The following is a 24,291-nucleotide window of genomic DNA, read 5'->3' on the forward strand; positions in this document are numbered from 1 at the left end:
TTACGCCTAGTTGACTGGATGATACGATTACCGCATAATCTAGACATCGAAGTAAAAAACCTAGTAGACCAAATTGAAGAGGAAAAGCACATGGCATATGTAACATCATTTGAGCGCATAGCGCGGGAAGAGGGCGAGCTTGAGGGTGAACTCAGGGGTGAGCTTAGAGGGCAGGCTAAGGTTTTATCTAAAATGATACGTCTTAAATATCCTCATGAAGACCATTTAAACTACGAAGCGCGAATTAGTCAACTGAGTGAAGCGCAAATCGACCAACTGCTTGAGTGTTTTTTGCAATCGACCAGCCTAAAACAAATGTTCAGTATACTCGACTAAAACCAACCATGGACCCCCCGTCATTCCGGTGAAGGCTGGAATGACGGGAGAGTAGTCTGCGTTTGCACCGAGTTAGTTGACTAAGCCCATTAAATTTGGCTCATCGATATAGCCGTTTTCTATGCCTTTGGTGGCGACCGCAACGGCGTCGTGGGGGTGCAGGCTTTCTAGGTGGTTGACGCGCAACCAAAAATCCAGCACTTGGGGCTGTTCAATCAGCGCCGCTTGTAAACGGCGGGCGGCATCTTCGCAGAACATTAGGTTGCTGGCATTTAAACGCGCAAATTCTTGTTCGTCTTCGCGTTTAACCGCGGCTTGAACGGGTGTTTGCAAGGTGTCTTCAATCAGGTTAATCCAATTGGAAAAATCCAGTTCAGCATTTTCTTGCAGGTGTAATTTGATTTGTGCATAGGAGCGCTGACTATGGGGGGTTGCACAAATGCCCTCGGGTGTGCCTAGCCATTGCATGACTTGGGCATAATCTAAGTTTTGGTCCTTGCCAAACTTGGCTTCAAACGCGTCTTGGATTAATTGACGAGATAGCGCGGCGGAACAAGGGCAGGTGGATGAATAGGGCACTTCAATGCTGACTTCGCACTTAAACTGGCCTTGTTTGAGTTCACCACGCAGGGTGGCTGGATAATGTTTCCAGCCTGCATTATCGCTTTTTAACGATTTACGACGCTCATAATAGTCAAACCGAAACTCGACAAACGCATGGTCACTTAAGCCTTGATGCGATTCAATAAATCGATTTAGGATCTCATGCACGCGTTGGGTGGTGAGCGTTTGTTGAGTCGCCATTTGATCCAGTAGCAGGTATAGACGTGACATGTGAATGCCTTTGCTGGTTGGATCCGTCAAATTTACGTAAGCCTGGGTATGTGACGACAGGCGAATGGTTTCATGGTTAGATTGGATTAAAACCGGCAGTTCAATGCCGCTCATGCCGACCCAATTCAGGGTGGCTTGCGGGCCTTGGTGAGGTTGGCATGCGATATCGGGCATGTGCTTAGTCATGCAATTTCCTTCTGTAGCCTAAAAACGTGTTTTTCTTTAGGGAGTTAAAATTAAATGGCTTGCTATCATATCAAGGTTTTGGTTATTCGGCACTCATTTGCTCAGATTTTGTCACGATTAGTCATGGTCGGTCATGGATAACCGATTCTAGTTTTTGTTCAAGTTTTTTGATATCGACTGGCTGATCAAACAACATTTCCAGCCGATTATCTTGCCGCCAGGCCTGGTCATCAAATGAGAGTTCGCCATTCACCCAATTTATTAACTGCCATTCATTGCCGGTTCTTAACAAGCCTTTGGCGCGAATCAAGCCAGCAGGCGGGTCAGCAAAAAAGGCTTTAAGTTGTGGCCGTTTAAACAGGAGTTCGGGTTGCCAAATCCAGCTCACCGCGTGGGTCGTGCCTTGCATAACCTGGCTTTGAAGCGTTTTGGGTAAGCCGCTGCTAAAATCCTCAACCAGGCCTGGTTGTTGGCTAAGCCCTGTAGCTTGTAAAAACAAAAAAGCGGGGCGAGTTGCTTTAAGTGTAAGCACGCTAAGGTCTATCTGTCCAAAGGATGCGATTTGAATGTGCGGTTTGCCGAGTACGTTGGATTGTAAAAAATGCTGTGTGCTGTCGAGTAGATTCGCTGTGATTTTGTCGCGGCGGGTGAGTAGGACTAGATCGGCTAGCTGAATAAAATCACGTAGCAGGGCGGACTTTTTATAAATTTCAGGACTAAAGCGCTGTAGATCGATTAAGCAAATGCTGGAGGTTAATTTGAACGGGCGGTCGGTAATTGTTTTTTTGAGGGTGTCGATGATTTGAGCGGGATGAGCAAGGCCGCTGGGTTCGATGATTAAGCGTTCAATACTAGGGTCTTGGCTGATGGTTTGCAGGGTTTGGGCTAAGGGGCGTTGGGCACTGCAGCAAATACAACCGCCTTGCACTTCAAACAATGGAGTGTCGTTTTGTTGCAGGGTGCGGGCATCGATCCCCAGTACCCCAAAGTCATTAATCAGCAGCGCCCAGCGTTCTGAAATGGGTTTTTGCGATAAAAGGTGAAGAATCAAGCTGGTTTTACCACTGCCAAGCAGTCCGAAAACCAGCGTCACCTCAATCGGAGGGTTGGGCATCTTGGAAAAGGTCATGTCCTTCAAGCAGGTCGTTGACTAGTTGATCGCGTTTGAGCTCAATCCCTAAACGTTCACAGACAATTCGCGCATCGCGATAGGCATTGTATAAGCAGGTGGTGGCGCCAGGTGAGGGTGTCATGTTAAAGATCAGATTCTCGCCAGCAGGCACAATGCTGGCTTCGCCGAGTTTGAGTTGCATGGTGTCCTTGTCAATCACTTGGGGGCGTAATCCGCCGACGCCTTTAGCAAATTGCAGGTCTTCAATTTTCAGTCCTGGGATGATTTTTTGTGCATCTTTTAAAAATAGTTTTTTACGAATGCCCGGGATTTCAAATGCAAAATTACGCAAAATATAATTGCGAATATCACTGTCTTTCATTAAATCCCAAAACACTTTCATCACTTTGAGATCCAGTTTGAGACTCTTCCAAAACTCCCAATAGGTGCCCCCGGTGTAACGCTCAAGTTTAGGGAGTACCAGAGCCGTGGGACCAAGGCGGGTTTTATTGGGTTCGGCTAGGTCTGGGTCGCCATGCAGGGCGGCAAACGGTAATTTGTCGTTTTGAATCGTGTAAACCTTACCTTTTAGCAAGTTCGGCACATAATAAAAGCTGCCGGCCATCGGTAAAATCGACATGTTCAAGCCGTGACCGAGTTGATTGGCGAGCAATAAACTATGCCCACCTGCAGAGACCACCACAAACCTCGACATAAATGTACCTTGTGCAGAGGTAATCTCATAATGGTCATCAAATTTTTGAATTTTTTTCGCTTGGGTACCGAGGTTGATCGAAACTTCGGTTTGATATTTACGTGCTTCAGCGATAAACGAGCGGGAGAGCTTGCCATAGTTAACAGCGGAGAACTCATCGGTACAGCCTGAAGCCAGGATTTTTTCAGGACGAGGTTGGCCATCAATCAACGCCACACCGGGTTCAATTTGGGCAATTTTTTCGGCATCCCACAATTCCATATAGGGAAAGGTCTCGGCAAACGCATGATGGCGTGCTTCTAGCTTTTCGCACTCTTCATCGCCGACCGCCAAGATCATTTTTGGGTATTTATACAGAAAATCATTTTTTTCAAACTGCTTGGCATAATGCACAATCATATTAGCTTGGCGCTTGACTTGGCCTGCTTTGACGAGTGAATAGTTGGTTTCAATATCGCCACAATGCAAGGTTTGGCTGTTACTGCGTGCATTGGAGTTCAGTGGCGCCAACGTGCCATACTTTTCAAGAAGTGCTATTGACTTAACTTTACTGTATTTAGCTAAGACATAGGTTAAGGCGCAGCCCGAAATGCCGCCGCCAATGATAATGACATCAAAAACCCGTTTTTTCATCTGATTTATAAACCGATACTAAGTGTTAATAATCAGATTATAAATCAAGCTGTCGATGAAAAGTGACCAAATTTATTAAATATTTGTCAGAATATCCTGTATAAAAGCCGAGGAGTCTGTCGGACGAAACCGATCGTGGCCAAAACCTGCTTTTTTGTAGCAGATGGCTTTAGTCCGACAGCCTGATACAAGACGGTTTTTTTGGTGGTGGTATTTTGTTGTTTTTGAGTAAATGGCTGGAAAGCCGAGTTGGCTTAGGTTAGTATGCTGAATTGGTTGGCGCAGTCGGTGGTTACTGTTTTTGTTTGAAAATAAGTGAGAGTAGCAGATATAGACTATGGTGCAAGACAATCAAATTTTAATTATTGAAGATGATCAAGCCTTAAGGAAAATGATTTCTGCTGTATTGAGTCAGCAAGGGTATAAGGCTTTGCAGGCTAAAAATCTCGCCACGGCGATGGAGATTTTGGATTCAGAATCAGGGATAAAGTGCGTTGTTCAGGACTTAGGGCTGCCGCCTAAGCCTCATTCAATTGAGGCTGGACTTGGCTCGATGCGTCAAATTTTATCAATGAGGCCTTGGTTGAAAGTGATTGTGTTAACAGGGCATGATAAACAAGATGCAGCCACCCAGGCCATTAAGGAAGGGGCGTTTGATTTTTTACAAAAGCCGGTGTCGATGGATTTACTACTCGCAGCTATTTCGCGCGCATTATTATTTTTTGATACCGAGAAAAATTTAACAACGCAAGGTTGTTTTGCCGTTTCATTAAACTCTTCACTCGATGACAGCGGGCTAAAAGGTTCAAAGGAAGGTTTTGAGCTGAACTTAATTAAGCGAGTGTTGGAAGAAGAGAATTATCGTATTCTCAATGTGGCTAAACGCTTAGGTGTACGGCGTGAAAATTTATATTATTTGTTTCGTAAGCATGGCATTGATTCTGAATGGGTGCATCGAATGCACGCGCAGCGAAAAAATTAACGCTTAGGCATCGTTTGATCAAACAATCGGCTGCACAAAAGCGGCGTTTGGGTGTTTTTAATCTCGCCTATCATCTGCGCATACGTTAGTAGCCTGGGAACGGTGGCTGGGTAACTTGTTGATTTATTATTTTTTTAAGCGGTGTTTGTCTTCTTGCGCGTATGCGTCTCGCAGCCAACGCCAATTCTCGGTACTAAAATAAAATGTTGGGTTAGCGGCTTGTTCTTTATGCAAGGAGCGCTCAAGTCGTGCTAGGTTTGCGTTTTGCCACTGGCCTGGCGGTCGCCTTTCGCATTTATCAAAGTCAATAAGCCAGATTGTTGATAGGGAATCTAGCAAAATATTGTGACAGTTTAGGTCGGCGTGATAAATGCCGGCTTGATGAAAGCGCGCGATCGTGCGACCTACCGCTTGCCACGTTTCGATTGCTAAGGGTTGCTGGCAAAGATGGGTAAATAAATCTTGGCTGTGCGGTATTAACTCAATCAAAATATCCGCGCGATAAAATAATCCACTCGCTTGGTAACGTGCGCCACAAGCCCTGGGTACAGGCAAACCTTGCGTACGCATCCAGTTTAATAAGCGAAACTCTTGAAATGCACGACTGGATATGGCCGATGACCCAAAGAACTGATCCTTTAACCCCTTACCGATGAAGCCGCCACGATAATAGTGTCGTAGCACCATTTTCTGCTGATTGTGTTCAATAAACCAAACCTGATTACGCCCTGTTGAGTGACCGATGATCTTATTTTGTGTTCGCCAGTAATCGGGGCTGAAGGCTTGGTCTCGGATGTCATCAGCGATATAGCGTGTATCCACAATAGTATGAGTATGGGCTTGTTGGGCGGTGGTTTGCCAGCTTAGCGTGTCGCCAAGATATTGTGTTAGGCACGACAGGGTTTTAAGCGTTGCGCCATGGTGTTGATTAAAAAAAGCTTGGGCACGATCGCCAGTTTGTTGTGCTTGGTCGGGGTTTAATAACCAGTGATTGAGTTGCGCGACGATCTCGTCGGCGTGATGAACCCATGCCACAGCGTGTTGCCGGTCAAGCTGTCGGTAGATGTCAGCAAAGTTAAACACCTGTCGACCGCTCATCATCGGTTTGCCAAAGCTTATCGCTTCTAGCGGGTTGTGGCCGCCGCGCGCCACTAAGCTGCCGCCAATAAACACCGTGTCGGCTTGCTGGTACCAGCGTACCAAGTCGCCCATGGTATCGCCTAAAATGACTTGGGTATCCGGTGCGATTTCGGTGGATTGACTTAAACGCTGAAATCGACAGCCGGCTTGAAGCAGTTGTTGTGCAACCGGATTAAACCGCTCTGGATGGCGAGGTACTAAGACCAGTGTCAGTGTCGGGTGTGATGGGCTAAGTTTTTTAAATGCTTGTATGAGTATTTCGTCTTCACCTGGATGTGTGCTGCCTGCTACCCATAGTGTTCTGTTTTTAAGGGTGTCGCACAGTGTGCTGGGGAAGGGGGTTTCAGGTGGTTTGAAGTCAAATTTGAGGTTTCCTACTGACCAGGCCTGGTTGTTAAATCCCAGTTTTTTAAACCGCCGTAAACTGGCTTGGTTTTGCACTAAGATAGCGTCAAGATTATTCAGTATCAGGCGTGTAAACCAATAATAACGGCGATAGGCGCGTGCGGATTTTTTGGACAGGCGTCCATTAACCAAAAAGGTATCCACCTTTGCTTTACGACAAGCGATAAGTAAATTGGGCCAGAGTTCGGTTTCTAGTAGGATTAAGGCGCGTGGTGAAAGGGCGCTTAACCAGCGCTCAATAGCGTCAGGCATATCCAAGGGTAAGTAGCAGTGCGCGACATGATCACCAAACAAGGTATGAATTCGTTCCGATCCCGTCGGGGTGGTACACGTTACTAGAATCGGTGTGAGAGGATAGGTTGTGCAGAGGGCATTGATCAAAGGCTTGGCGGCCTCCACTTCACCTACTGATGCACAGTGTATGACCACCGCACCCTGGGCGCGGGTACGTAAATGTTGGGGGAGAACACCTAAACGTTCGCACCAGCGTTGACGGTAACGTTTGTCTTTGATGCTGCGTAGCAGTAAAATCAGGCCGATAACTGGGCTGAAAAAATAAAATAGGAAGCTATAAAGAAAAGACATGGTTTACCTGATTTATCCTGGGTTGTGGTTTTTGGCATCCGCTTTGCGTTAAACGATAAGGGATGACAAGCGTGAGTGATGCGCTTATTTTAACCTCATCTTTCGCTCGCTTGAACTAAAACAGCACTGTCGTCAATATTTTAAACGCGATGGCATCGCGCGTAAAATTGCACTTTGCGATTTTACGCATTTAATTGTAAAATGTTTATTTTAAATCTTTCATAAATTTTACGCGGATTGCCTATAGACTTGCTCGCCGTTTTTATTAATTGTAGGCTAAACACCTTTTTTGAGAAGTGACCATGCAAAACCAACGTCAATTGCCACCTAGTTTTGCGCAAACCGCTCAAGACATTCATACCTCTTGGAATGGGATTGGGCGCCGCTTTCATCGTTTAGACTTGCGCACTAAGGTCTTAATTGCGCCCGGTGAATTTGATTCGTTTAAAGACATTTACAGCGCTAATGTGGTTTATTATTCTCGCCATGTTTTGGGACAGCATGGCCATTTAAAAACCTGCATACTTGAAGATCTTGAACATATTGATCGTTTTAAGGTTCAGCTCAGTACCCTAGTCAGTGAGTTTTTTGATGCGGTAGACTTTTTTGCGCATGCTGTAAAACAGTTATCAGAAGGCATGAATCCGTTAAGAGATGCGATTTATCTTCTGCGGGTGAGTCAATTTAAAGAATACTCTAATGAATTGAATCGTTTTTGTGCAGACTCACCCAAAACCCATGGATTTTTAGTCGCGATTTATCAAAAATATTTTTATTACTTGGATATGCTGGTTCAAGTTTTGCAGCAGTCTACCTCAAGCTATTTGGTTGTGCCTAACGCGAATAACTGGCCAAAATTTGATAGTGAAAAAAATTTATACACACTGAGCACCGATGCCAATTTGAAGGTGCCCTTAATTCGAATGGTGTGTCATATGACAGCGTTGCTAGATTTGCATGCCAATATTTTAAAAGATATCTGTCTGGATTGCGCCACCAAAATTAATCCAAACAATTGGCAGCCCACGGTTATTAATTTGAGTGAGGGTGGTGTGGCGATAGATCTACAAAAAAAGTTTAAGGTGCATGAGCGTGTGGAGGTGTTTTGTTGGTTGCCAAGTGTAAAAAGTACCATTAATCTACAAGGAAGCATTGTTCGCATTGATTCGATAACAGGGCGCTTTGTGGATAGAATTGCTATCGACTTTAAACATCCTACCGATTTTTTGCAGCGCGCGATTCGAAAAGAAATTCAATATCAAGAGCTTAAAAGGTTAGCCCGTGCCTGGAACCAGTTACCCGATTGAAAAAAACTTTATTAACGCCTTACCATTAAGCCAGCGCGATTTTGCGATTAAAGCGGTGTATAGCTTGTCGATTGAGGATATGCTGAGGCTAGTAGCGCAAGGAAAGGTGGACCAAGCCCCGTTTAATACTATGGCAAAACGCTATGATGAGCCCACCTTGCAAGTGATAGGCGAAGCGGTATTGTTGACAAAGTTGAGCTATCTTGATATTTCTTTGTTAACGCTGGATCAGTTAAACCTGTGCGTTAAATCGGTCAGGCGGTGTTTCTGTCATCAAGACCCGCGTAATATTGTGAAGTTCACAGAGACGAGTCACCCAACTTTTTCGCGCTGGCTCCACAATCTTCTTAAGACGCAAGCCGTTAACAAACAGTTACGGTCTTCCTAACTTGGTTAAGACGAGCAGCTTAATCGACGTCCTTTGTCTTGCGGTTTGGGCGCTTGTGTCCAAACCGAATCCTCCTCTTTAAATGGTTGTGCCAGCCAATTTCGCCAGACATCAATAATCTGGCGATCTCCCTGTTCGGCCTGTTCGATAATATGCTGGGCAATGTAATTGCGCAGCACTCTTGCTGGATTGGTGTTGAGGATTAAGCTTCGGCGTTCAGCTGGGGTTTGGCTTTCTTTTTCTAAGCGTTGTTGGTATTTTTTGAACCAGGCCTGGTAGTCTTCAGCTTGCGGCCAACAGCTTTGAGGCTGGGAAATATCGGCTAACGAGCGCATAAAGACATGGAAATCGACGCGATGCTTATCCAAGCAAATTAACAGTTCGGCAATCAGTAATTTATCGTCAGTTTGTGGGTTTTGTAGTCCAAGTTTGCGACGCATCAGATTGATATATTCGGTATTAAAGGTTTCGATATACCCATCCAGCAGTGCGTGACGGGTGGTTTCGCTTGGAATCAACGGCGCAAAGGCTTCGGCTAATACTTGGCAGTTCCATAGTCCAACATTCGGTTGTTCGTTATAGGCATAGCGTCCGGCACTGTCGCTATGGTTGCAGATATAGCCTATCTGGCAATCATCCATAAACGCATAGGGACCAAAATCAAAGGTTTCGCCTAGAATCGACATATTGTCGGTGTTCATTACGCCATGATTAAAGCCTAAACTTTGCCATTGGGCAATTAGCTTAGCGGTGCGTTGAAAAATGGTTTCTAGCAGTGCGACATAGGGCTCAGGTTTATTAAGCAGCTCAGGATAGTGCTGCGCCAAGACAAAGTCGGCGAGGGTTTTGGCGGTGTGTTGGCCTTGTTCTGCAGCCCATTCAAAATGCCCAAAGCGGATATGGCTGGGCGTGACTCTGAGCATCATTGCACGTGGTTCAGGGCCTTCACGCCAGACCGTTTCGTTTCCGCTGACAATCGCTAGCGCGCGAGTAGTCGGTACACCCAGTGCATGCAGGGCTTCACTGGCGAGGTATTCACGTATCACTGAGCGCAAAACAGCGCGCCCATCGCCACGGCGTGAATAGGGTGTGCGTCCTGCGCCTTTTAAATGCCAATCAAACTTTTCATCGTTTGGCGTTTGCCACTGGCCTAATAACAGACCTCGACCATCGCCTAAATCTGGGTTGTAATAACCAAATTGGTGCCCGGTGTATTTTTGCGCTAAAGGCTGCAACGAATCCGGCAATAAGCCGCTACCTATCGCCTGAATTTCACCCTCGCTAAGATCAATATGATGCGCCGTGATTAGCTCGTGGTTGAGGGCAAAGCGTTTTCCATCTGCAAGGGGTTCTGGCATCACTGGGGTATAAAACTCAGCAGGCAATTGGTGATAATGTTGAATAAAAGGCATGACGATTAATAACCAAGTAGTTTAGTAGGATATAGCTTAGCGGCTTTTGCGGCAGGATGCAAAAAATTTTAGTGTTTACATCTCCATTGAGCGTTTGCAGGTTATGATTCAGTGATATTTAACCTAAGCCCGTTCCAACTTCAGTAGATTATTGTTAATATGCTTGGCGCTTATAACACAGGGCAAACGCATCTAAAGTAAATAATAAAACAACAACTTACAATCAGGTCTCGCTCCCACGTTGAACGTGGGAGCGCCTTGGACTTGGGGTTGAGCGCTGTTTCATAGGTTAAATCGGTCTGCATTCCCACGCACAGCGTGGGAACGAGGTTAATCATGACTGTTGTTATGATTTTTTTATTATTTAGATGCGTTTGCCCTGGCTTATAACATTGCTGTTGACGCCAAGTGTTTTAAGTTTGTTATACTATTCGCACTATGAGGGACACCACAACGATGAAACTTAAAAAACTACCGATAGGCATCCAAACCTTTAGCAAAATACGTGAAGGCGACTACGTCTATGTCGATAAGACGGGTATCGCGTTAGAACTGTTAGAAAATTATCAGTATGTTTTTCTAAGCCGCCCCAGACGCTTTGGTAAGTCACTATTTCTGGATACTCTGCGCAATATCTTTGAAGCCAATAAATCCTTGTTTAGCGGTTTGGCGATAGAAAATCAATGGAATTGGGATATTCGCTATCCAGTGATTCGAATCAGTTTTGCGCAAGGCAAGATAGAGAGTCGTCAGCAGTTAGATGAATCCATTTTACGTACACTCAAAGAAAACCAGCAGTATCTAGCGATTGAATGCGAAGAAAAAACCAGTGTCGCCGGCTGCTTCAGCGAACTCATCCGTAAAGCCAATCAAAAATACAACCAAAAAGTCGTGGTGCTGGTCGATGAATACGACAAACCGATTCTGGACAACATCACCAACACGCCCCTTGCTCAAGAACTGCGTGATGGCTTGGTTAATTTTTACAGCGTGATTAAAGGCAGTGATGAGTTTTTACGGTTTGCGTTTTTAACCGGTGTGAGCAAGTTTACTAAAACGTCGATTTTTAGCGGACTGAACAACATCACCGACATCTCACTCGATAAACCCTATGGCGATATCTGTGGTTACAGCCAACAGGATGTCGAAACCACCTTTGCACCTTATCTCGAAGGTGTGGACATGGATAGGCTCAAAGAGTGGTACAACGGTTACAACTTCCTAGGCAGTCGAATGTACAACCCGTTTGACATCCTCAGTTTTATTGCCAAGGATCACACCTATTCCAACTACTGGTTTGAAAGCGGCACGCCAACCTTTCTTATCGAGCTGATTAAAAAACACCAGTATTTCCTGCCCAATCTAGCCAACCTGCGGGTAGATCAAAAACTGCTCAATAGTTTTGACATTGAAAACCTAGATTTAGAAGTCATTCTCTATCAAAGCGGCTATTTAACGATCGGAAACGTAACCCAAGACGAAGACGATGATATTATTTACACGTTGGTTGTCCCCAACAAAGAAGTAAAAACCTCATTAAACAAGTACATTATCACCACGCTCTATGAAGATAACAGCTTAAAAGCAAAACCTTTAAGTCGCGCTTTAAGAGAACAGAATCTTGAGAGTTTCAAACTTGCTTTGACCAGCATCTTTTCCAGCATTCCCTACAACCATTTCACCAAAAACGACATTCAGCATTATGAAGGCTTTTATGCCAGTGTCATCTATGTTTATTTACAAAGTTTGGGGCTGAACATTATCGGTGAAGATGTGACCAATAAAGGGCGGATTGATTTAACCATCAAAATGGCCAACGCCATTTACATCCTCGAATTTAAAGTCGATGCGACAGACAAAACCCATGCGCTGCAGCAAATAAAAGACAAAGGCTATGCCGATAAATACCTTAACGAGCAAAAACCGATTTACCTAATCGGTATTCACTTTGCCCCTAACGCAAAAAACCTATCCAGCTTTGAGTGGGAGCGGCTGAACTCAATGTGTAATAGTTAAGCCAAGCTGGCGAATAGCAGTAGAGCAAGTAAGGTTAGTACTAGAGCGCTGATGCGATTGAGCCAGATTTGACCTTTGCCTTGTTGACTAAATAGTAAGCGTTGCATCTTGGCGGCGGCGAGGGCATAGGCCAGTAATACGCCACCCAGTATCAAGCTGATTAAGCCCAGCAGCACGAATGCGTCCAGCAGGGTTAGGGCGCTGAGGTCAATAAAAGCCGGTAAAAACGCGAGATAAAAGAGTACCGGGTTGGTCAAACTGACCGCGATACCGGTAAAGAAGTCGCGACGGTCTTGTTCGGGTGTGGCGCTTTGCGCTAAGGCGGGTCTATGCCAGTTTTTCCAAGCTAACCAGAGCAAAAAGCCCGCCCCAAAGAGTTTCATTGCAACCAGGCCTGGTTGTGACCAGTAGGCGAGTAAGCTTAAGCCGCTTAAGGTCACGATTAACACTACTAAATCCATTACCACAATGCCAGCCGTAATCCAACAACCGGCACGAAACCCACTTTGTAGGCTGCGGGTGACGGTGGTAATCACCCCAGGACCCGGCGTGGCGGATACAACAATGAGCGCTAAACTCAGTCCTAAAAGGGTAGTGAGGCTTAAACTCATTGTTGATCCAGCAGTTGTTGAATGACTTTAAGGTGATGGGGTTGATCCCATTCCGTGCCGCCAAAAAGGGCATAGCGAATTTGCCCTTGCTTGTCGATCAGATAGGTGGTGGGGTAGGCAATGATTCGCCAGTCTTGAATCGCTTGGCCTTGTGGGTCAAGCAGAATCGGGAAGTTCACCGGGTTTTGCATCAGAAAATCAGCAAAGTCGGCAGGCTGTTCGGCAAGGTTAACGGCTAAAATCTCAAAGGGCTGGTCGCTCAGTTGGGTTTTTAAACGGGTCATCGAAGGCATTTCATGCAGACAAGGTGGACACCAACTGGCCCAAAAGTTAAGCAAGATAACCTGACCCTGATAGTCGTTTAAGCGATGGCGCCCGCCCTGTAGATCAACAAGATCAAGGTTTCGTTGTTGTGGTCCTTGGTAAACCTGTAAACGATCGCTGGGTGCTAGGTTTGTTGGCATGGGCGCGTTGGATGCAACGAGGGCGCCGCTGGTGCGAGGTGCGTGCATATAGCCTGTTAACAGACGCATCGCTTTTAAAAGCTGGGGTGCGAGGTCTTGTGTTGCAGCCTGTTCTATCGCAAGAGCATCTGGACGAAAGTAAAAGCGGTCTCGCACTTGGGGTAATAACTGTAAAAACACCGGACTGCCTGCGTTGCTGAGTTGCTTTTTTAGTTCAGACAATTGCCAGCGCCAAGGGGATAATTCGGCTTGTAGCGTAAAAATAGGCAGATTAAGGGTTTGAGTCTGTGGCCAGTAAATAGGCGCTTCACCTGGTGAGGGCGTTTCAATATAGAGGTTAGGGTTGAGTAGAATCAACGCGATGTTTTCTTTAGGTGTTTGCTGGTAAAGATGCAGCCCCCGTGCGGCCAGTTGAGCGGCTTTGTTGGGCGCAATGATAAACAGCGGTAAGCCGTCTTGATGGGCTTGGTCAATCAGGGATACAAGCAGTGCGCTCGGTATCTCATCGATCGCGCTGGCGGTCGGTGAAAGTAGCAGCGCTTCAAATAGATCGAGTTGCCAGCTTTCGATTCCATGGTTAGCGAGTTGCTTGGCGAGCTGATTTTCAGCGGTTAATACCCCGTATTCGGAGACCAGCCAAAGCACGCGTGCTTTAGCCGGTGTAATGCTGGAGGTGATCTGCAGCGATAACTCGGTATCATCGATCATCAAGGGTTTGGCTTGTACTGAAACGCAAAAAAGCATCAGCACAAAACCAGTTAATAACAACCAGGCCTGGTTGCTGGGTTTGAGTTTTGAACCGATCATATCCGGCTTAGTCCGGAATAAACTTCAATACATTGCCATTAATGCAGTAACGCTTATAGGTTGGGGGTGGGCCATCATCAAACACATGGCCTAAATGAATCCCCGAGCTCGCTGAGCGTACTTCGACTCTTACCATCCCGTGCGAACGATCTTCGTGCAATGTGAGAGCGCCCTCAACGGGGTTGAAAAAACTCGGCCAACCTGAACCGCTTTCGAATTTGGTGTCGGTACGAAATAGCGGTGCGCCAGTAATCGGGTCAACAAACACACCGGGGCGTTTTTCATCCAGATGGGAGCCGGTAAAAGCACGTTCAGTACCTTGTTCAAAGGCAATACGTTGTTGTTCAGGTGTCAGTAGTTGATAGCCAAGCCATTGCCAAAAGCGTTGGCTATCGCCGTTATAGCCGGTGTAGCGAGATACTTCTTTGCCTTGTTTGAATAGTACAATCGTCGGGGTAGCAAACAGGGCTTTATCTAGCTGCCAGCCTTCAGGTGCAAGTGGCGATAAGCTTTGTGCTACCGGCACGCTAGATTGCCAGTTTTGTAAGACCTCGGCTTCAAACTGTTTACAGAAACCACAGTTTTCCGATTCAAATACCACTAACTGTTGGTTAAAGTCCAAGGTTTCAGGATTTAACCTGGGCGTGTTTACCACCAGGCCTGGTTGTAAGCTGGGGTATTTCACACCCGTTCCGCCTAGTCCACAATAGCCATTTGGGTTTTTGGCTAGATAGTCTTGGTGATAGTCTTCAGCAGCGGTGTAGTGGGTCAGTGGCGCGATTTCGGTGGTGATGTCGCCCAAGCCGGCTTGATGGAGGGCCGCTTGATAGTGATTACGGGTCGCTATCGCCAGTTCAGCTTGGGTTGGGCTGGTATAGTAGATTGCACTACGGTAATTGAAACCTATGTCATTGCCTTGGCGGTCACCTTGAGTGGGGTTGTGGTTTTGCCAAAAAGCAATCAGGATAGCTTCTAGGTTTATTTTCTCAGGATCAAAGTTGACCTTGATGACTTCAACATGATTGCGCTTATCGGTTTTGCCTGCACGGCGTAAGCGCTCATGCGCCAGAATCGCTTCATAGCTGGCACTGATTTCACCATTGGCATAACCGCTTTCAACATCCACAACGCCAGGGAGTTCTGATAAGCGTTTTTCAGCGCCCCAGAAGCAACCCATGCCTAAGATAATTGATTCAGTAGATGTTGCTGCTGTCATACTTTTCTCCTGCGCGCAGGCGCTTAAAAATAAACTGGAAACGATCGCTAGAAAACCCAAGCGAAAACCCGATCTAAGCCATTTCATTTCGTTCTACAACGAGAAGCCACCAAAGTCATCTTTACTAACTTTGGTGTCGACTTGTCCGACTAAATAAGAGCTGATTTCTGACTCTTGCGGCGCGACTTGCACGTTATCGCTCACCAGCCAATTATTCATCCAAGGCAGCGGGTTGCTTTTTGATGGAAAAATAGTGTCATAATTAAGCGCTTTTAGGCGGACATTAGTGATGTACTCGACATAGTCCTGCAAAATTTTGGTGTTGAGACCAATCATCGAGCCGTCTTTGAATAAATAGGCCGCCCATTGTTTTTCTTGCTCAGCGGCATCACGGAAAATGCTGATAATGGTTTGTTCTTGTTCTTTGGCAATCTCGGCCAACTCGGGATCGTCTTCGCCTGAGCGCATAATGTTTAACAAATGCTGGGTGCCGGACAAATGCAAGGCTTCATCACGCGCAATCAGCTTGATGATTTTGGCATTGCCTTCCATTAATGAGCGTTCAGCAAACGAAAAGCTGCAAGCAAACGACACATAAAAACGAATCGCTTCTAATACATTCACTGATACCAAGGTTAAATAAAGCGCAGTTTTTATTTCTTTACGGAAAACCGGGTCTTTTTCAAGATCAACCGCATTGGCATACATGCTATTGGTTAAGTGAATTAATTTGTCATAGTGCTCGGTGACTGAAATGGCGCGTTTAACGATTTCTTCATTGGTCACAATATCGTCAAACACCACACCCGGGTCGGTCACGATATTGCGGATAATGTGGGTGTAGGAACGGCTGTGGATGGTTTCAGAAAAGGACCAGGTTTCAATCCAGGTTTCAAGCTCAGGGATCGACACCAGCGGCAGTAATGCGACATTCGGAGAGCGGCCTTGTACCGAATCCAATAGCGTTTGGTATTTTAGATTGCTGATAAAAATATGTTTTTCATTTTCGGGCAAAGCGGCGTATTCACCACGGTCACTGGATAAATCGATTTCTTCTGGGCGCCAAAAAAAACTCAACTGTTTTTCGATTAGCTTTTCAAAAATAGGATATTTTTGTTGGTCATAGCGCGCCACATTCACGTTTTGGCCAAAAAACATCGGCTCTTTTAACGCATCGTTTTGGCTTCGACAGAAGGTTGAGTAGGTCATTTTTTCTTGGCAACTCATAATGGACTTCCTAGTTATGAATGATAATAGTTATCTTGTGATTATACGGTTTTTAGACAAAAAGAGCACCAGGCCTGGTGCTCTCAATTGTGGATTAAATTAACAGTGGTTAACTCTCAAAGCTTACATGCACCGCCGGCACAGCTATCGTCTTCTTGCGAGTCATCGGCGCCATCGCGGGTGTTGTGGTAATAAAGCGTTTTAACCCCCAGTTTGTAGGCATATAAAATATCTTGCAATACTTGTTTAATCGGCACACGCTCGGCTTCAAATTTTGCAGGATCATAATTAGTATTCGCGGAGATCGCTTGGTCAACAAACTTCTGCATAATGCCTACTAGCTGTAAATAACCTTTGTTATCTGGAATCTTCCAAAGTAACTCATAGTTGTCTTTAATCTCTTTAAAGCCAGGCACGACTTGTTTCAAAATGCCATCTTTTGAGGCTTTGACTGAAATAAAACCACGCGGCGGTTCAATTCCGTTGGTCGAATTGGTAATTTGCGACGAGGTTTCGCAGGGCATCAATGCCGTCAGGGTTGAGTTGCGCAAGCCATCTTGTTTAATGTTCGAGCGAAGTGTTTCCCAGTCGTAGTGCAAGGGTTCGTTACAGACGTCATCCAAGTCTTTTTTATAGGTATCGATCGGCAGAATCCCTTTTGAATACAGGGTGTCGCTAAACATCGAACAGGCACCAAACTCTTTCGCCAATTGGTTAGAGGCTTTAAGCAGATAATATTGAATCGCTTCAAAGGTCTTATGCACTAAACCATTGGCCGAACCATCTGAATAGCGCACATGATTTTTAGCTAAATAATAAGCCAAGTTGGTTACGCCGAGCCCTAAGGTGCGGCGACCGTGGCTGGATATTTGCGCGGCTTTAATCGGATAGTCTTGGTAATCAAGCAGACTATCAAGCGCACGCACAATCAACTCGGATAGCTCCTCTAGCTCATCAAGATGGTCAATCGCGCCAAGATTAAACGCCGATAAGGTACAGAGGGCGATTTCACCATTTGGGTCATCCACCGAATTCAGTGGTTTGGTGGGCAGTGCAATTTCTAAGCAAAGATTGGACTGGTGAATGGGTGCTTTTTTCGGGTCAAACGGGCTGTGGGTGTTGCAGTGATCGGCGTTCTGCACATAAATACGCCCAGTCTGAGCGCGTTCTTGCGCCAGCTGGGTAAACAAATCAATCGCTTTAACTTGTTTTTTACGAATTGAAGCATCGGCTTCATAGATTTTGTACAAGCGCTCAAATTCCACTTGATCAGCAAAGAAGGCATCATATAAACCCGGCACATCAGACGGGCTGAACAGGGTAATATTTCCGCCCTCAATCATACGCTGGTACATGAGTTTATTAACCTGAACGCCATAATCTAAATGACGGGCGCGGTTTTCTTCTACCCCACGGTTATTTTTTAATACCAGCAAGGATTCAACTTCTAAATGCCAGAGTGGGTAAAACAGGGTCGCCGCACCGCCACGAACCCCGCCTTGTGAACAAGACTTCACCGCTGTTTGGAAATGCTTGATAAACGGAATCATACCCGTGTGATAGGCCTCACCACCGCGAATCGTGCTGCCAATCGCACGAATTTGACCAATATTTACCCCAATCCCAGCACGTTGCGATACGTATTTGACAATAGACGAAGAGGTGGCGTTAATAGAATCTAGCGAGTCGCCACATTCAATCAATACACAAGAGCTAAACTGACGCGTAGGTGTACGTACACCTGACATGATCGGCGTCGGTAGTGAGAGTTTAAATAAGGAGGCCGCATCATAAAAACGCTTAATCACGTCCATACGTTTATCGGCGGGGTAGTGACCAAATAGACACATAGGGATCAGCATATAGATAAACTGCGGGCTTTCATAAATTTCGCGTGTCACACGGTTTTGTACTAGATATTTGCCTTCAAGCTGCTTCACCGCGGCATAGCTGAACGCCATATCGCGTTCATGGCAGATGTAGCTATCGAGCTCATCAATATCGGCTTTGCTAAACTGTTCAAGCAACTGGGCGTCATAACGACCGGCGCGGACCATTTTGTTGATATGTTCAAATAAAGCCGGTGGCGTAAAGCGGCCAAAGGCTTTTTTACGCAAATGGAAAATCGCGAGGCGTGCAGCCAAATGCTGGTAATCGGGGGCGTGCTCGGAAATTAAATCCGCCGCAGACTTGATGATGGTTTCATGAATATCGGCAGTTTTCATGCCATCAAAAAATTGAATATGTGAGCGCAACTCGACTTCTGAAACCGATACCTCCTCTAAACCTTCAGACGCCCAGGTGATGACGCGGTGGATTTTTTCTAAATCAATCGGTTCTTGACGACCGTCACGTTTAGTTACATTCAGGCCGGGTTTTGATGTTGTGGTTTGGTTGCTCATTTTACGCTTGCGCTCTCTGTTTAATACGGTTGTGGATGCTGCTGTGAATAAATCATTTAACCGATAGTTAAATCGGGTTGGTTTTTTTGTAGTTTTTCATTGTGTTAGTGTTGTTTTATAGCAAAATTTTTAAAAATCATCGCTAACTGTCTGGTTGTGTATATTTTAAGAACCACAATATGTAGTGGCTTGGAAAATTTTGGATATCAAAATATAGTGAATTTTGTCGAAAAGTGCAACTATAAATTTTAAGTGAGTTATCAACAGCGAGAACCACCTATTTGCTCACAAATGATTAGGCAGCCTAGAGCAATCGGCACTTTTTCTGTGGATAAGTTTGTGGGAATTGTTGTTTAAAAGGTGTAAATTTTTTCAAAAAAAATATACCTTTTAAACCCTGGCTTTTGGCATTACCGGGGTTTCGGTGCTTATTTTAAAGCTGATGCTCGCCGCGTACGCAGTTTCGTTTCGTTTTGGCCATGTACAGGGCTTTGTCGGCGCGCTGAAATACATCATCACTAGATTCGCCCATTTGGTAAATGGCAATTCCAATCGAAGCAGTTAAGCGCAAAGGCTTGTCATGATCTTTAATTCGCAGTGATTTTTTTTCAATAGTTGCGCGCAGTTTTTCACCAAATTTCAGTGCGTTGTCGTAATTGATATTGTGCAGTAGTATCACAAACTCTTCGCCACCAAAGCGTGCTATTTCGTCATGCCCCTTGATTTCCGCTTTTAGCAGCTTGGAGATGTAGCGTAGTGCACTATCTCCGACAAGGTGGCCATAGTTATCATTCACGCTTTTAAAGTGGTCAAGATCCAACAGGAGCATGCCAAAGGTTTGCGACTCGGCTTTGGCTTGCTTAATTTTTTTCATCACGATTTCATTATAGCCACGTCGATTGGCAATACCTGTGAGTGAATCTGTTTTGGCAAGATGGTTGGCATCGTCTAAATCACGACTAAGTTTCTTGATGACGGCTGCCGACTCGTTGAGCTTTTTCTGTAACTCACCGGTCGCTTGGTGTAACTCTTTAATTGCGGGTAAGATATTGTGTTCAGTGTGGCTAACAACATCATGATGTTGTTGGTGGCTTTTAAGAAAATCAATACTTTTTTCAAGTGTTTTTTGTTGTTCACAAGATTGTGCTGACCAGCTGCTGATGCTCGTTAATGCTTCGGATAGCAACGAGCCAACCTCTTTGGTGGGAAGTTGTTGGTTAAGAATGCTTTTTAGCAAATCCAAAAAGAGTGGATAAACGGTTAAATCATTGTATTCTTCAGCCTCAATGAGTTCCGTTAGATTTTCGGCTAACTCAGGGTCAAGTTGACTGGATTTTTCATATAAAAGCGTAAAGTGAACCGGCGTGGCGGCAACCTTCAACGCTTTGATTTCCTTGAAGACTTGTTCAGCTATAATAGCCGATTCAGACGGCGAATCGGGGTAACGCAATGGCGATCTTGACATTAAAACAACCTGTATTGGGTACGGTACGATAAAGGGTGTTAGCTATGGCTTTGTAAAAAGCACTCTAATTATTACACTTAATTATGAATTTGTCACGTAACGAAAGGAGGGGTGTCTATGTCAGTGGCTGTAAAAAAATTACCAGGTGATGCGTACTCAGCATTGATCCGCGCGCGTTTTTGGTTGGTCAGTCCGCAGGGCGAGGGGTATCTTGGTATTGGGCGAATTAAGTTGTTAGAGAATATTCAGCGTTATGGCTCAATAAATCGGGCGGCGAAGGAAATGGGAATGTCCTATAAAAAAGCCTGGAAGTTGATTGAGGATATGAATCAGCTTGCAGCAACACCCTTGGTGGTGAGTGAAAAAGGAGGGCGTGCAGGAGGGGGGACGCAAATCACGGCATTAGGTTTGGTTTATATTGATTATTTTCGAGGCCTTGAGCAGCGATTAGCGGTTTTTCTTCAGCAGGAGACTGTGCAGTTGCAAGCGGTTTTGGATGAGCGCGCAGACTCCTAGCCAACATTTTATTGTTGCACGCGGGTTAGATGGGGGTCTTGATGTTTGATTTTTTTGGTGCATTAGCGCACCATTTTTGTTTCTTTTTCGTTTTCTTTTAATGGGTTTGAAAGGATGGTTTTTATTTATGCTATTGAAGTTTAAGGTTTTTTATTTTTATTGGCATGAGTATAGCTTTTATTCGTTTGAATTTTGATTCTTTTCAAATCCATAAAAGGAAAACGCAAATGAAAAAATTATTTAAACTAAAAACACTCGCTTTATCTATGGCCATGGCTGGTTCTTCAATGGCGGTATTAGCGCCTACAGCGGCACAGGCAGAGGTAACTGGTAATATTGGCATGATGTCTCAATATTACTTTAGAGGTGCACCTCAATCACCGGGCGTTTCTCCAGAGTTTGGTGTGGATTACGAGCATGAGTCTGGATTGTATCTAGGTTTGTGGTCTGCCAAGGTTGATGATGCCGATATCGAATATGATATATATGGCGGTTATGAGGTTGATTTAAGTGGTTTTGTGTTAGGGGCTGGTTTCACGCTGTATAGATACCTAGAAGGTAACTTTGATACGCCTTATGATGAGTTGAATTTCTGGGCTGGTTTTGGTCCGGTCACTTTGATGTTGGACTCGGGTATAAACAGGAAAGGTTCAGCTGGTCCAGATAAAGATGAAAGTTATACTGTAGTGAGTATTGCCGCTGAGTACGAAGGATTTTATGGTGTTGTCGGAAAGGGAAGTGACTTTTTAGGCAAAGGAACGGATCATACATGGGTTCAGCTAGGATACAGTACAGAAATTTATACTGATACTTCGATTGATTTTTCTATTTTGCGTTCCAGTAAAGAAGCTACCGAAAGTGGTGCAGCAGAGACCACGTTACTCCTTGGTATTAATAAGTCTTTTAGCTTGATGTAACACGTTTCGATGAGCCGGCTTTGGCCGGCTCGCCCTAGCAAGAATCGTCTGTCTTCTTGTTGGTTTTCCTAGTTAGTATCCTCGTAGACTCGGCACCCGTCGGGTCTCCTTCAGGCTCGAAAGGGCCTGCTTTTTATGCCAGCCAGACGCCACCTAGTACGGTGTTTTTTTGTGCGCCGGTAATCGCCGCCAGCGGTGTTTCAATTTCATGAATACGATTATGCGCTAACCATGCACACATCATCGCTTCAATCGCATTGGGGTCGATACCTAGTTGCTGAGTGGTTTGAATGCGCAGTTGGGGTAGTCGGGCTTGGAGTCGTTCTAGCAGGGTGAGGTTGTAAGCTCCCCCGCCGCAGATGTAGCAAACCGTTTGATCAGGACAGTCGAGCTTATCAATGTCATTAGCCAGCGCATCTACCGTCAGCTGATTAAGTGTGGATAGGAGTGTTAGGGGTGTTATGTTGGTTGTGATCTCGGCTTTAAGCTGTTTTTGTAACCAGGCCTGGTTGAAGGTTTCGCGCCCTGTGCTTTTGGGGGGTGCTTGCTGAAAGTAGCGCTCAGTTAGCAGATGTTCCAATATGGCGCTATCCGGTGGGGTTTGTTTAGCGAGTTCACCGTTGGCATCGTAAGGGCGATTAAATGCCGATTGGCAGAGCTCGTCCATTAAGCCATTGCCTGGCCCGCTATCAAAACCTAGGGGTGGTTTATTGGGTTGTAGGTAGCTAATGTTGGCGATGCCACCGATGTTGATCAGTAAGGTCGGGCTGGTTGGCCGCAATAGCGCTTGATGAAATGCGGGCGCAAGCGGCGCGCCTTGGCCACCGAGTGCCATATCATCGATGCGAAAGTCGGCGGCGGTGGTAATGCCGCTTTGTTTAGCAATGATGGCAGGGTGTCCGGCTTGAATGCTCATGCCGATGTCAGGCGCATGAAACAAGGTTTGTCCATGACTGCCGATGGCGCGAATATCTTTTCTGTCGAGTTGATGTTTTGTCATCATGCTGTTGGCCGCTAGCGCAAAATCCTGCGCAATTTGCACTTGAAACTCCGCAAGCTGGTGCAGTGAAATGTTTGGCTGCTGGTTAAGTGTCGCCAGGGTTGCCTGATAGTGATTGGGCTGAGTGATGAAGTCGATCAGCTGAATGGCTTCGCCTTCAATGTTAACCAGCGCAACGTCAATCGCATCGGCACTGGTTCCGGACATCAGCCCAATGTAAAGTGTGGAGCTGTTAGCGTTACTCAAATCGCATCGCCAGCTTGGTGGTGTCATCGCTATTGCGTTCGAACTGAGCCACCATGAGGCTGGCATGCTGTAGAAAGTCATCGCGCAAGTCAGCTTGAATCGGTTCAGCATTCGGAAATTTAACCGTCAGTGGGTCATGGTGTACGCCGTCTATCCGAAATTCATAGTGTAGGTGGGGGCCGGTAGCCAACCCTGTCATACCGACATACCCAATGACTTCGCCTTGTTTGACTGTTTGGCCTTGGCGGAATTTGCCAAAACGCGACATGTGACCATAGACGGTTTCATAGCGCCCAGCATGCTGAATGATAATGTAGTTGCCATAGCCATTCCCCCAGCCACGAAATTTAATCGTGCCATCGCCTGCGGCATAAATTGGTGTGCCGGTGGGGGCGGCATAGTCAACACCCTTGTGGTCGCGAATCTCTTGTAGCACTGGATGGTAACGCCCTTTTTGAAAGCGTGAGCTAATGCGGGTGTAATTAATCGGGTTGCGCATAAAGGCTTTACGTAAGTTGTCGCCATTTTCATCGAAGTAGCCAATCAGCTCTCCTTGGTTTTCATAGCGGATGGCGCGAACGGTTCGGGGGCGTTGGCCAACGGTCATTTCAGCGGCAATAATTTTGCCATCTTCTAAATATTCGTTATTTAAAAAGCGTTGCTCGTAAATGAGTTTGAGCTCGTTGCCTGTGCGCAGTTCTCGAATATAATCAATCTCCCAAGCAAAAATGTCGGCAAGATTCATAATGGTGCGTGAGCTTAAGCCTGCCGCTTTGGCCGATAAATAGAGTGAGTCATCAATGGTCGCCTGAATAATTTGAATGCGGGTTTCGACCGGCTTCTCCTGGCTGCTAATCGTAAAGGTATCGTTTTCACGCGTTAGATGGTAACTGAGTAGGCGTGTTTTTTGCAGGTCAATACGCTGCAGATTGTTGTCGGCATCCGTCCAGATATCAAGTGTGTCACCGACACGTAGTTGAGTAAAAAAGGCTGCATTTTCAAGGCGTGCAATTTGAAATGCCATACCTGGTGCGTTATTAACACCATCAATTGCGTGGCTTAATGTTTGGTTGCGCCCTATGGTAAATTGGCGTTTAGTCAAGGTGTTTGTGTTATGTGGTGAGTCTGTCTCTTTAGCAACATTCATTGCGCTAGTAGGTAGGCTTAGTGACAGGCGCTCCATGTCAGCATTTGCATATGTCACGTTTGAAACAAGCAGGCCAGCAGAGAGTAGCACCCCCATGACGCCCTGTAGCGGTTTTTTAAAAAAATGTGGCCGATGAAAGGGAAATAATTTCATGCGGTGACTCCTGTTGGGTTAGCTAATTTATTTAATTTTATAACAAATTGCCCAGATAAGCGAATTAGGT

19 protein-coding genes and 1 pseudogene are annotated in these 24,291 nt (G+C 45.6%); 7 read left to right on the forward strand and 13 right to left on the reverse strand.

Annotation, left to right across the window (positions count from 1 at the left end; all coding sequences use genetic code 11):
* Positions 1-336: pseudogene (locus tag NA59_RS02765) on the forward strand (hypothetical protein); the annotation flags it as partial.
* Positions 337-408: 72 nt separating this feature from the next.
* Here the strand turns inward: NA59_RS02765 and folE2 are convergent.
* The 3 genes from folE2 to NA59_RS02780 all read right to left on the reverse strand — a co-directional run bounded on the left by folE2 (position 409) and on the right by NA59_RS02780 (position 3,815).
* Complete coding sequence (gene folE2, locus NA59_RS02770; RefSeq protein ID WP_044407665.1) at positions 409-1,356, reverse strand: GTP cyclohydrolase FolE2; 948 nt, start codon at positions 1,354-1,356, stop codon at positions 409-411.
* Positions 1,357-1,477: 121 nt separating this feature from the next.
* Entirely contained in the window at positions 1,478-2,485 is a 1,008-nt protein-coding gene (locus NA59_RS02775; RefSeq protein ID WP_083944884.1) for a CobW family GTP-binding protein, read from the reverse strand.
* The gene (locus NA59_RS02780) at positions 2,451-3,815 is read right to left on the reverse strand and encodes an FAD-dependent oxidoreductase (protein ID WP_044407671.1); all 1,365 of its coding nucleotides are present in this window, start codon (positions 3,813-3,815) and stop codon (positions 2,451-2,453) included. The genes NA59_RS02775 and NA59_RS02780 overlap by 35 nt, the downstream gene beginning before the upstream one ends.
* Before the next feature lie 337 nt (positions 3,816-4,152).
* Here NA59_RS02780 and NA59_RS02785 point away from each other — a divergent pair, with 337 nt between their 5' ends.
* The gene (locus tag NA59_RS02785; RefSeq protein ID WP_044407676.1) at positions 4,153-4,797 is read left to right on the forward strand and encodes a response regulator; all 645 of its coding nucleotides are present in this window, start codon (positions 4,153-4,155) and stop codon (positions 4,795-4,797) included.
* A 126-nt stretch (positions 4,798-4,923) separates the two neighbouring features.
* Here the strand turns inward: NA59_RS02785 and waaA are convergent, their stop codons facing one another.
* Entirely contained in the window at positions 4,924-6,927 is a 2,004-nt protein-coding gene (gene waaA / locus NA59_RS02790) for a lipid IV(A) 3-deoxy-D-manno-octulosonic acid transferase (RefSeq protein ID WP_044407679.1), read from the reverse strand.
* 302 nt (positions 6,928-7,229) lie between these two features.
* On the opposite strand from waaA, the gene NA59_RS02795 reads away from it, so the two are divergent.
* Together NA59_RS02795 and NA59_RS02800 are read left to right on the forward strand one after the other, a co-directional pair.
* Positions 7,230-8,234 (forward strand): PilZ domain-containing protein, encoded by a 1,005-nt coding sequence (locus NA59_RS02795; protein ID WP_044407691.1) that lies wholly within the window; start codon positions 7,230-7,232, stop codon positions 8,232-8,234.
* Complete coding sequence (locus NA59_RS02800; protein ID WP_044407693.1) at positions 8,209-8,622, forward strand: type 2 periplasmic-binding domain-containing protein; 414 nt, start codon at positions 8,209-8,211, stop codon at positions 8,620-8,622. The genes NA59_RS02795 and NA59_RS02800 overlap by 26 nt, the downstream gene beginning before the upstream one ends.
* 5 nt (positions 8,623-8,627) lie before the next feature.
* Here NA59_RS02800 and NA59_RS02805 read toward each other — a convergent pair whose 3' ends face one another.
* Positions 8,628-10,034 carry a protein adenylyltransferase SelO gene (locus NA59_RS02805; protein WP_044407696.1) on the reverse strand — a complete coding sequence of 469 codons (1,407 nt, stop codon included), beginning with the start codon at positions 10,032-10,034 and terminating at the stop codon, positions 8,628-8,630.
* 456 nt (positions 10,035-10,490) lie between these two features.
* On the opposite strand from NA59_RS02805, the gene NA59_RS02810 reads away from it, so the two are divergent.
* Entirely contained in the window at positions 10,491-12,050 is a 1,560-nt protein-coding gene (locus NA59_RS02810; RefSeq protein WP_044407698.1) for an ATP-binding protein, read from the forward strand.
* Here NA59_RS02810 and NA59_RS02815 read toward each other — a convergent pair.
* From NA59_RS02815 to NA59_RS14185, 6 genes are all read right to left on the reverse strand, one after another.
* A complete protein-coding gene (locus tag NA59_RS02815; RefSeq protein ID WP_044407701.1) occupies positions 12,047-12,661 on the reverse strand; it encodes a LysE family translocator in 615 nt (204 codons plus the stop codon). The genes NA59_RS02810 and NA59_RS02815 overlap by 4 nt on opposite strands.
* A complete protein-coding gene (locus tag NA59_RS02820) occupies positions 12,658-13,932 on the reverse strand; it encodes a TlpA disulfide reductase family protein (RefSeq protein WP_052501415.1) in 1,275 nt (424 codons plus the stop codon). Before NA59_RS02820 ends, NA59_RS02815 begins: the two co-directional genes overlap by 4 nt.
* Before the next feature lie 7 nt (positions 13,933-13,939).
* Positions 13,940-15,148 (reverse strand): peptide-methionine (S)-S-oxide reductase MsrA, encoded by a 1,209-nt coding sequence (gene msrA, locus NA59_RS02825; protein WP_044407704.1) that lies wholly within the window; start codon positions 15,146-15,148, stop codon positions 13,940-13,942.
* Positions 15,149-15,241: 93 nt separating this feature from the next.
* A complete protein-coding gene (gene nrdB, locus NA59_RS02830; protein WP_096777580.1) occupies positions 15,242-16,375 on the reverse strand; it encodes a class Ia ribonucleoside-diphosphate reductase subunit beta in 1,134 nt (377 codons plus the stop codon).
* A gap of 116 nt (positions 16,376-16,491) precedes the next feature.
* Positions 16,492-18,777 (reverse strand): class 1a ribonucleoside-diphosphate reductase subunit alpha, encoded by a 2,286-nt coding sequence (gene nrdA, locus NA59_RS02835; RefSeq protein WP_044407710.1) that lies wholly within the window; start codon positions 18,775-18,777, stop codon positions 16,492-16,494.
* Between the two features lie 433 nt (positions 18,778-19,210).
* Positions 19,211-20,242, reverse strand: coding sequence for a GGDEF domain-containing protein (locus tag NA59_RS14185; RefSeq protein ID WP_052501416.1), 1,032 nt, complete (start codon positions 20,240-20,242; stop codon positions 19,211-19,213).
* A 117-nt stretch (positions 20,243-20,359) separates the two neighbouring features.
* Here NA59_RS14185 and NA59_RS02845 point away from each other — a divergent pair, with 117 nt between their 5' ends.
* Both NA59_RS02845 and NA59_RS02850 read left to right on the forward strand, forming a co-directional pair.
* Entirely contained in the window at positions 20,360-20,758 is a 399-nt protein-coding gene (locus NA59_RS02845; RefSeq protein ID WP_044407712.1) for a winged helix-turn-helix domain-containing protein, read from the forward strand.
* Positions 20,759-20,985: 227 nt separating this feature from the next.
* Positions 20,986-21,675, forward strand: a complete 690-nt coding sequence (locus tag NA59_RS02850) for a TorF family putative porin (protein WP_044407714.1) — start codon at positions 20,986-20,988, stop codon at positions 21,673-21,675.
* A 133-nt stretch (positions 21,676-21,808) separates the two neighbouring features.
* On the opposite strand, the gene NA59_RS02855 is transcribed toward NA59_RS02850, so the two are convergent.
* Complete coding sequence (locus NA59_RS02855) at positions 21,809-22,921, reverse strand: anhydro-N-acetylmuramic acid kinase (protein ID WP_052501417.1); 1,113 nt, start codon at positions 22,919-22,921, stop codon at positions 21,809-21,811.
* Positions 22,914-24,221, reverse strand: a complete 1,308-nt coding sequence (locus NA59_RS02860) for a peptidoglycan DD-metalloendopeptidase family protein (protein ID WP_052501418.1) — start codon at positions 24,219-24,221, stop codon at positions 22,914-22,916. Before NA59_RS02860 ends, NA59_RS02855 begins: the two co-directional genes overlap by 8 nt.
* Positions 24,222-24,291: the final 70 nt, after the last annotated feature.

This window comes from Thiomicrospira microaerophila (genome assembly GCF_000934765.1).
GTDB classification, from domain to species: Bacteria; Pseudomonadota; Gammaproteobacteria; order Thiomicrospirales; family Thiomicrospiraceae; genus Thiomicrospira; species Thiomicrospira microaerophila.

Bases quoted from the DNA above. Each gene is read 5' to 3' on its own strand.
- NA59_RS02850 (WP_044407714.1), top strand. From the start codon at position 20,986: ATGAAAAAATTATTTAAACTAAAAACACTCGCTTTATCTATGGCCATG.
- NA59_RS02785 (WP_044407676.1), top strand. From the start codon at position 4,153: ATGGTGCAAGACAATCAAATTTTAATTATTGAAGATGATCAAGCCTTA.
- waaA (WP_044407679.1), bottom strand. From the start codon at position 6,927: ATGTCTTTTCTTTATAGCTTCCTATTTTATTTTTTCAGCCCAGTTATC.
- NA59_RS02815 (WP_044407701.1), bottom strand. From the start codon at position 12,661: ATGAGTTTAAGCCTCACTACCCTTTTAGGACTGAGTTTAGCGCTCATT.
- NA59_RS02810 (WP_044407698.1), top strand. From the start codon at position 10,491: ATGAAACTTAAAAAACTACCGATAGGCATCCAAACCTTTAGCAAAATA.
- nrdA (WP_044407710.1), bottom strand. From the start codon at position 18,777: ATGAGCAACCAAACCACAACATCAAAACCCGGCCTGAATGTAACTAAA.
- msrA (WP_044407704.1), bottom strand. From the start codon at position 15,148: ATGACAGCAGCAACATCTACTGAATCAATTATCTTAGGCATGGGTTGC.
- NA59_RS02820 (WP_052501415.1), bottom strand. From the start codon at position 13,932: ATGATCGGTTCAAAACTCAAACCCAGCAACCAGGCCTGGTTGTTATTA.
- NA59_RS02860 (WP_052501418.1), bottom strand. From the start codon at position 24,221: ATGAAATTATTTCCCTTTCATCGGCCACATTTTTTTAAAAAACCGCTA.
- nrdB (WP_096777580.1), bottom strand. From the start codon at position 16,375: ATGAGTTGCCAAGAAAAAATGACCTACTCAACCTTCTGTCGAAGCCAA.
- NA59_RS02780 (WP_044407671.1), bottom strand. From the start codon at position 3,815: ATGAAAAAACGGGTTTTTGATGTCATTATCATTGGCGGCGGCATTTCG.
- NA59_RS02805 (WP_044407696.1), bottom strand. From the start codon at position 10,034: ATGCCTTTTATTCAACATTATCACCAATTGCCTGCTGAGTTTTATACC.
- NA59_RS02845 (WP_044407712.1), top strand. From the start codon at position 20,360: ATGTCAGTGGCTGTAAAAAAATTACCAGGTGATGCGTACTCAGCATTG.
- NA59_RS02775 (WP_083944884.1), bottom strand. From the start codon at position 2,485: ATGACCTTTTCCAAGATGCCCAACCCTCCGATTGAGGTGACGCTGGTT.
- NA59_RS02795 (WP_044407691.1), top strand. From the start codon at position 7,230: ATGCAAAACCAACGTCAATTGCCACCTAGTTTTGCGCAAACCGCTCAA.
- folE2 (WP_044407665.1), bottom strand. From the start codon at position 1,356: ATGACTAAGCACATGCCCGATATCGCATGCCAACCTCACCAAGGCCCG.
- NA59_RS14185 (WP_052501416.1), bottom strand. From the start codon at position 20,242: ATGTCAAGATCGCCATTGCGTTACCCCGATTCGCCGTCTGAATCGGCT.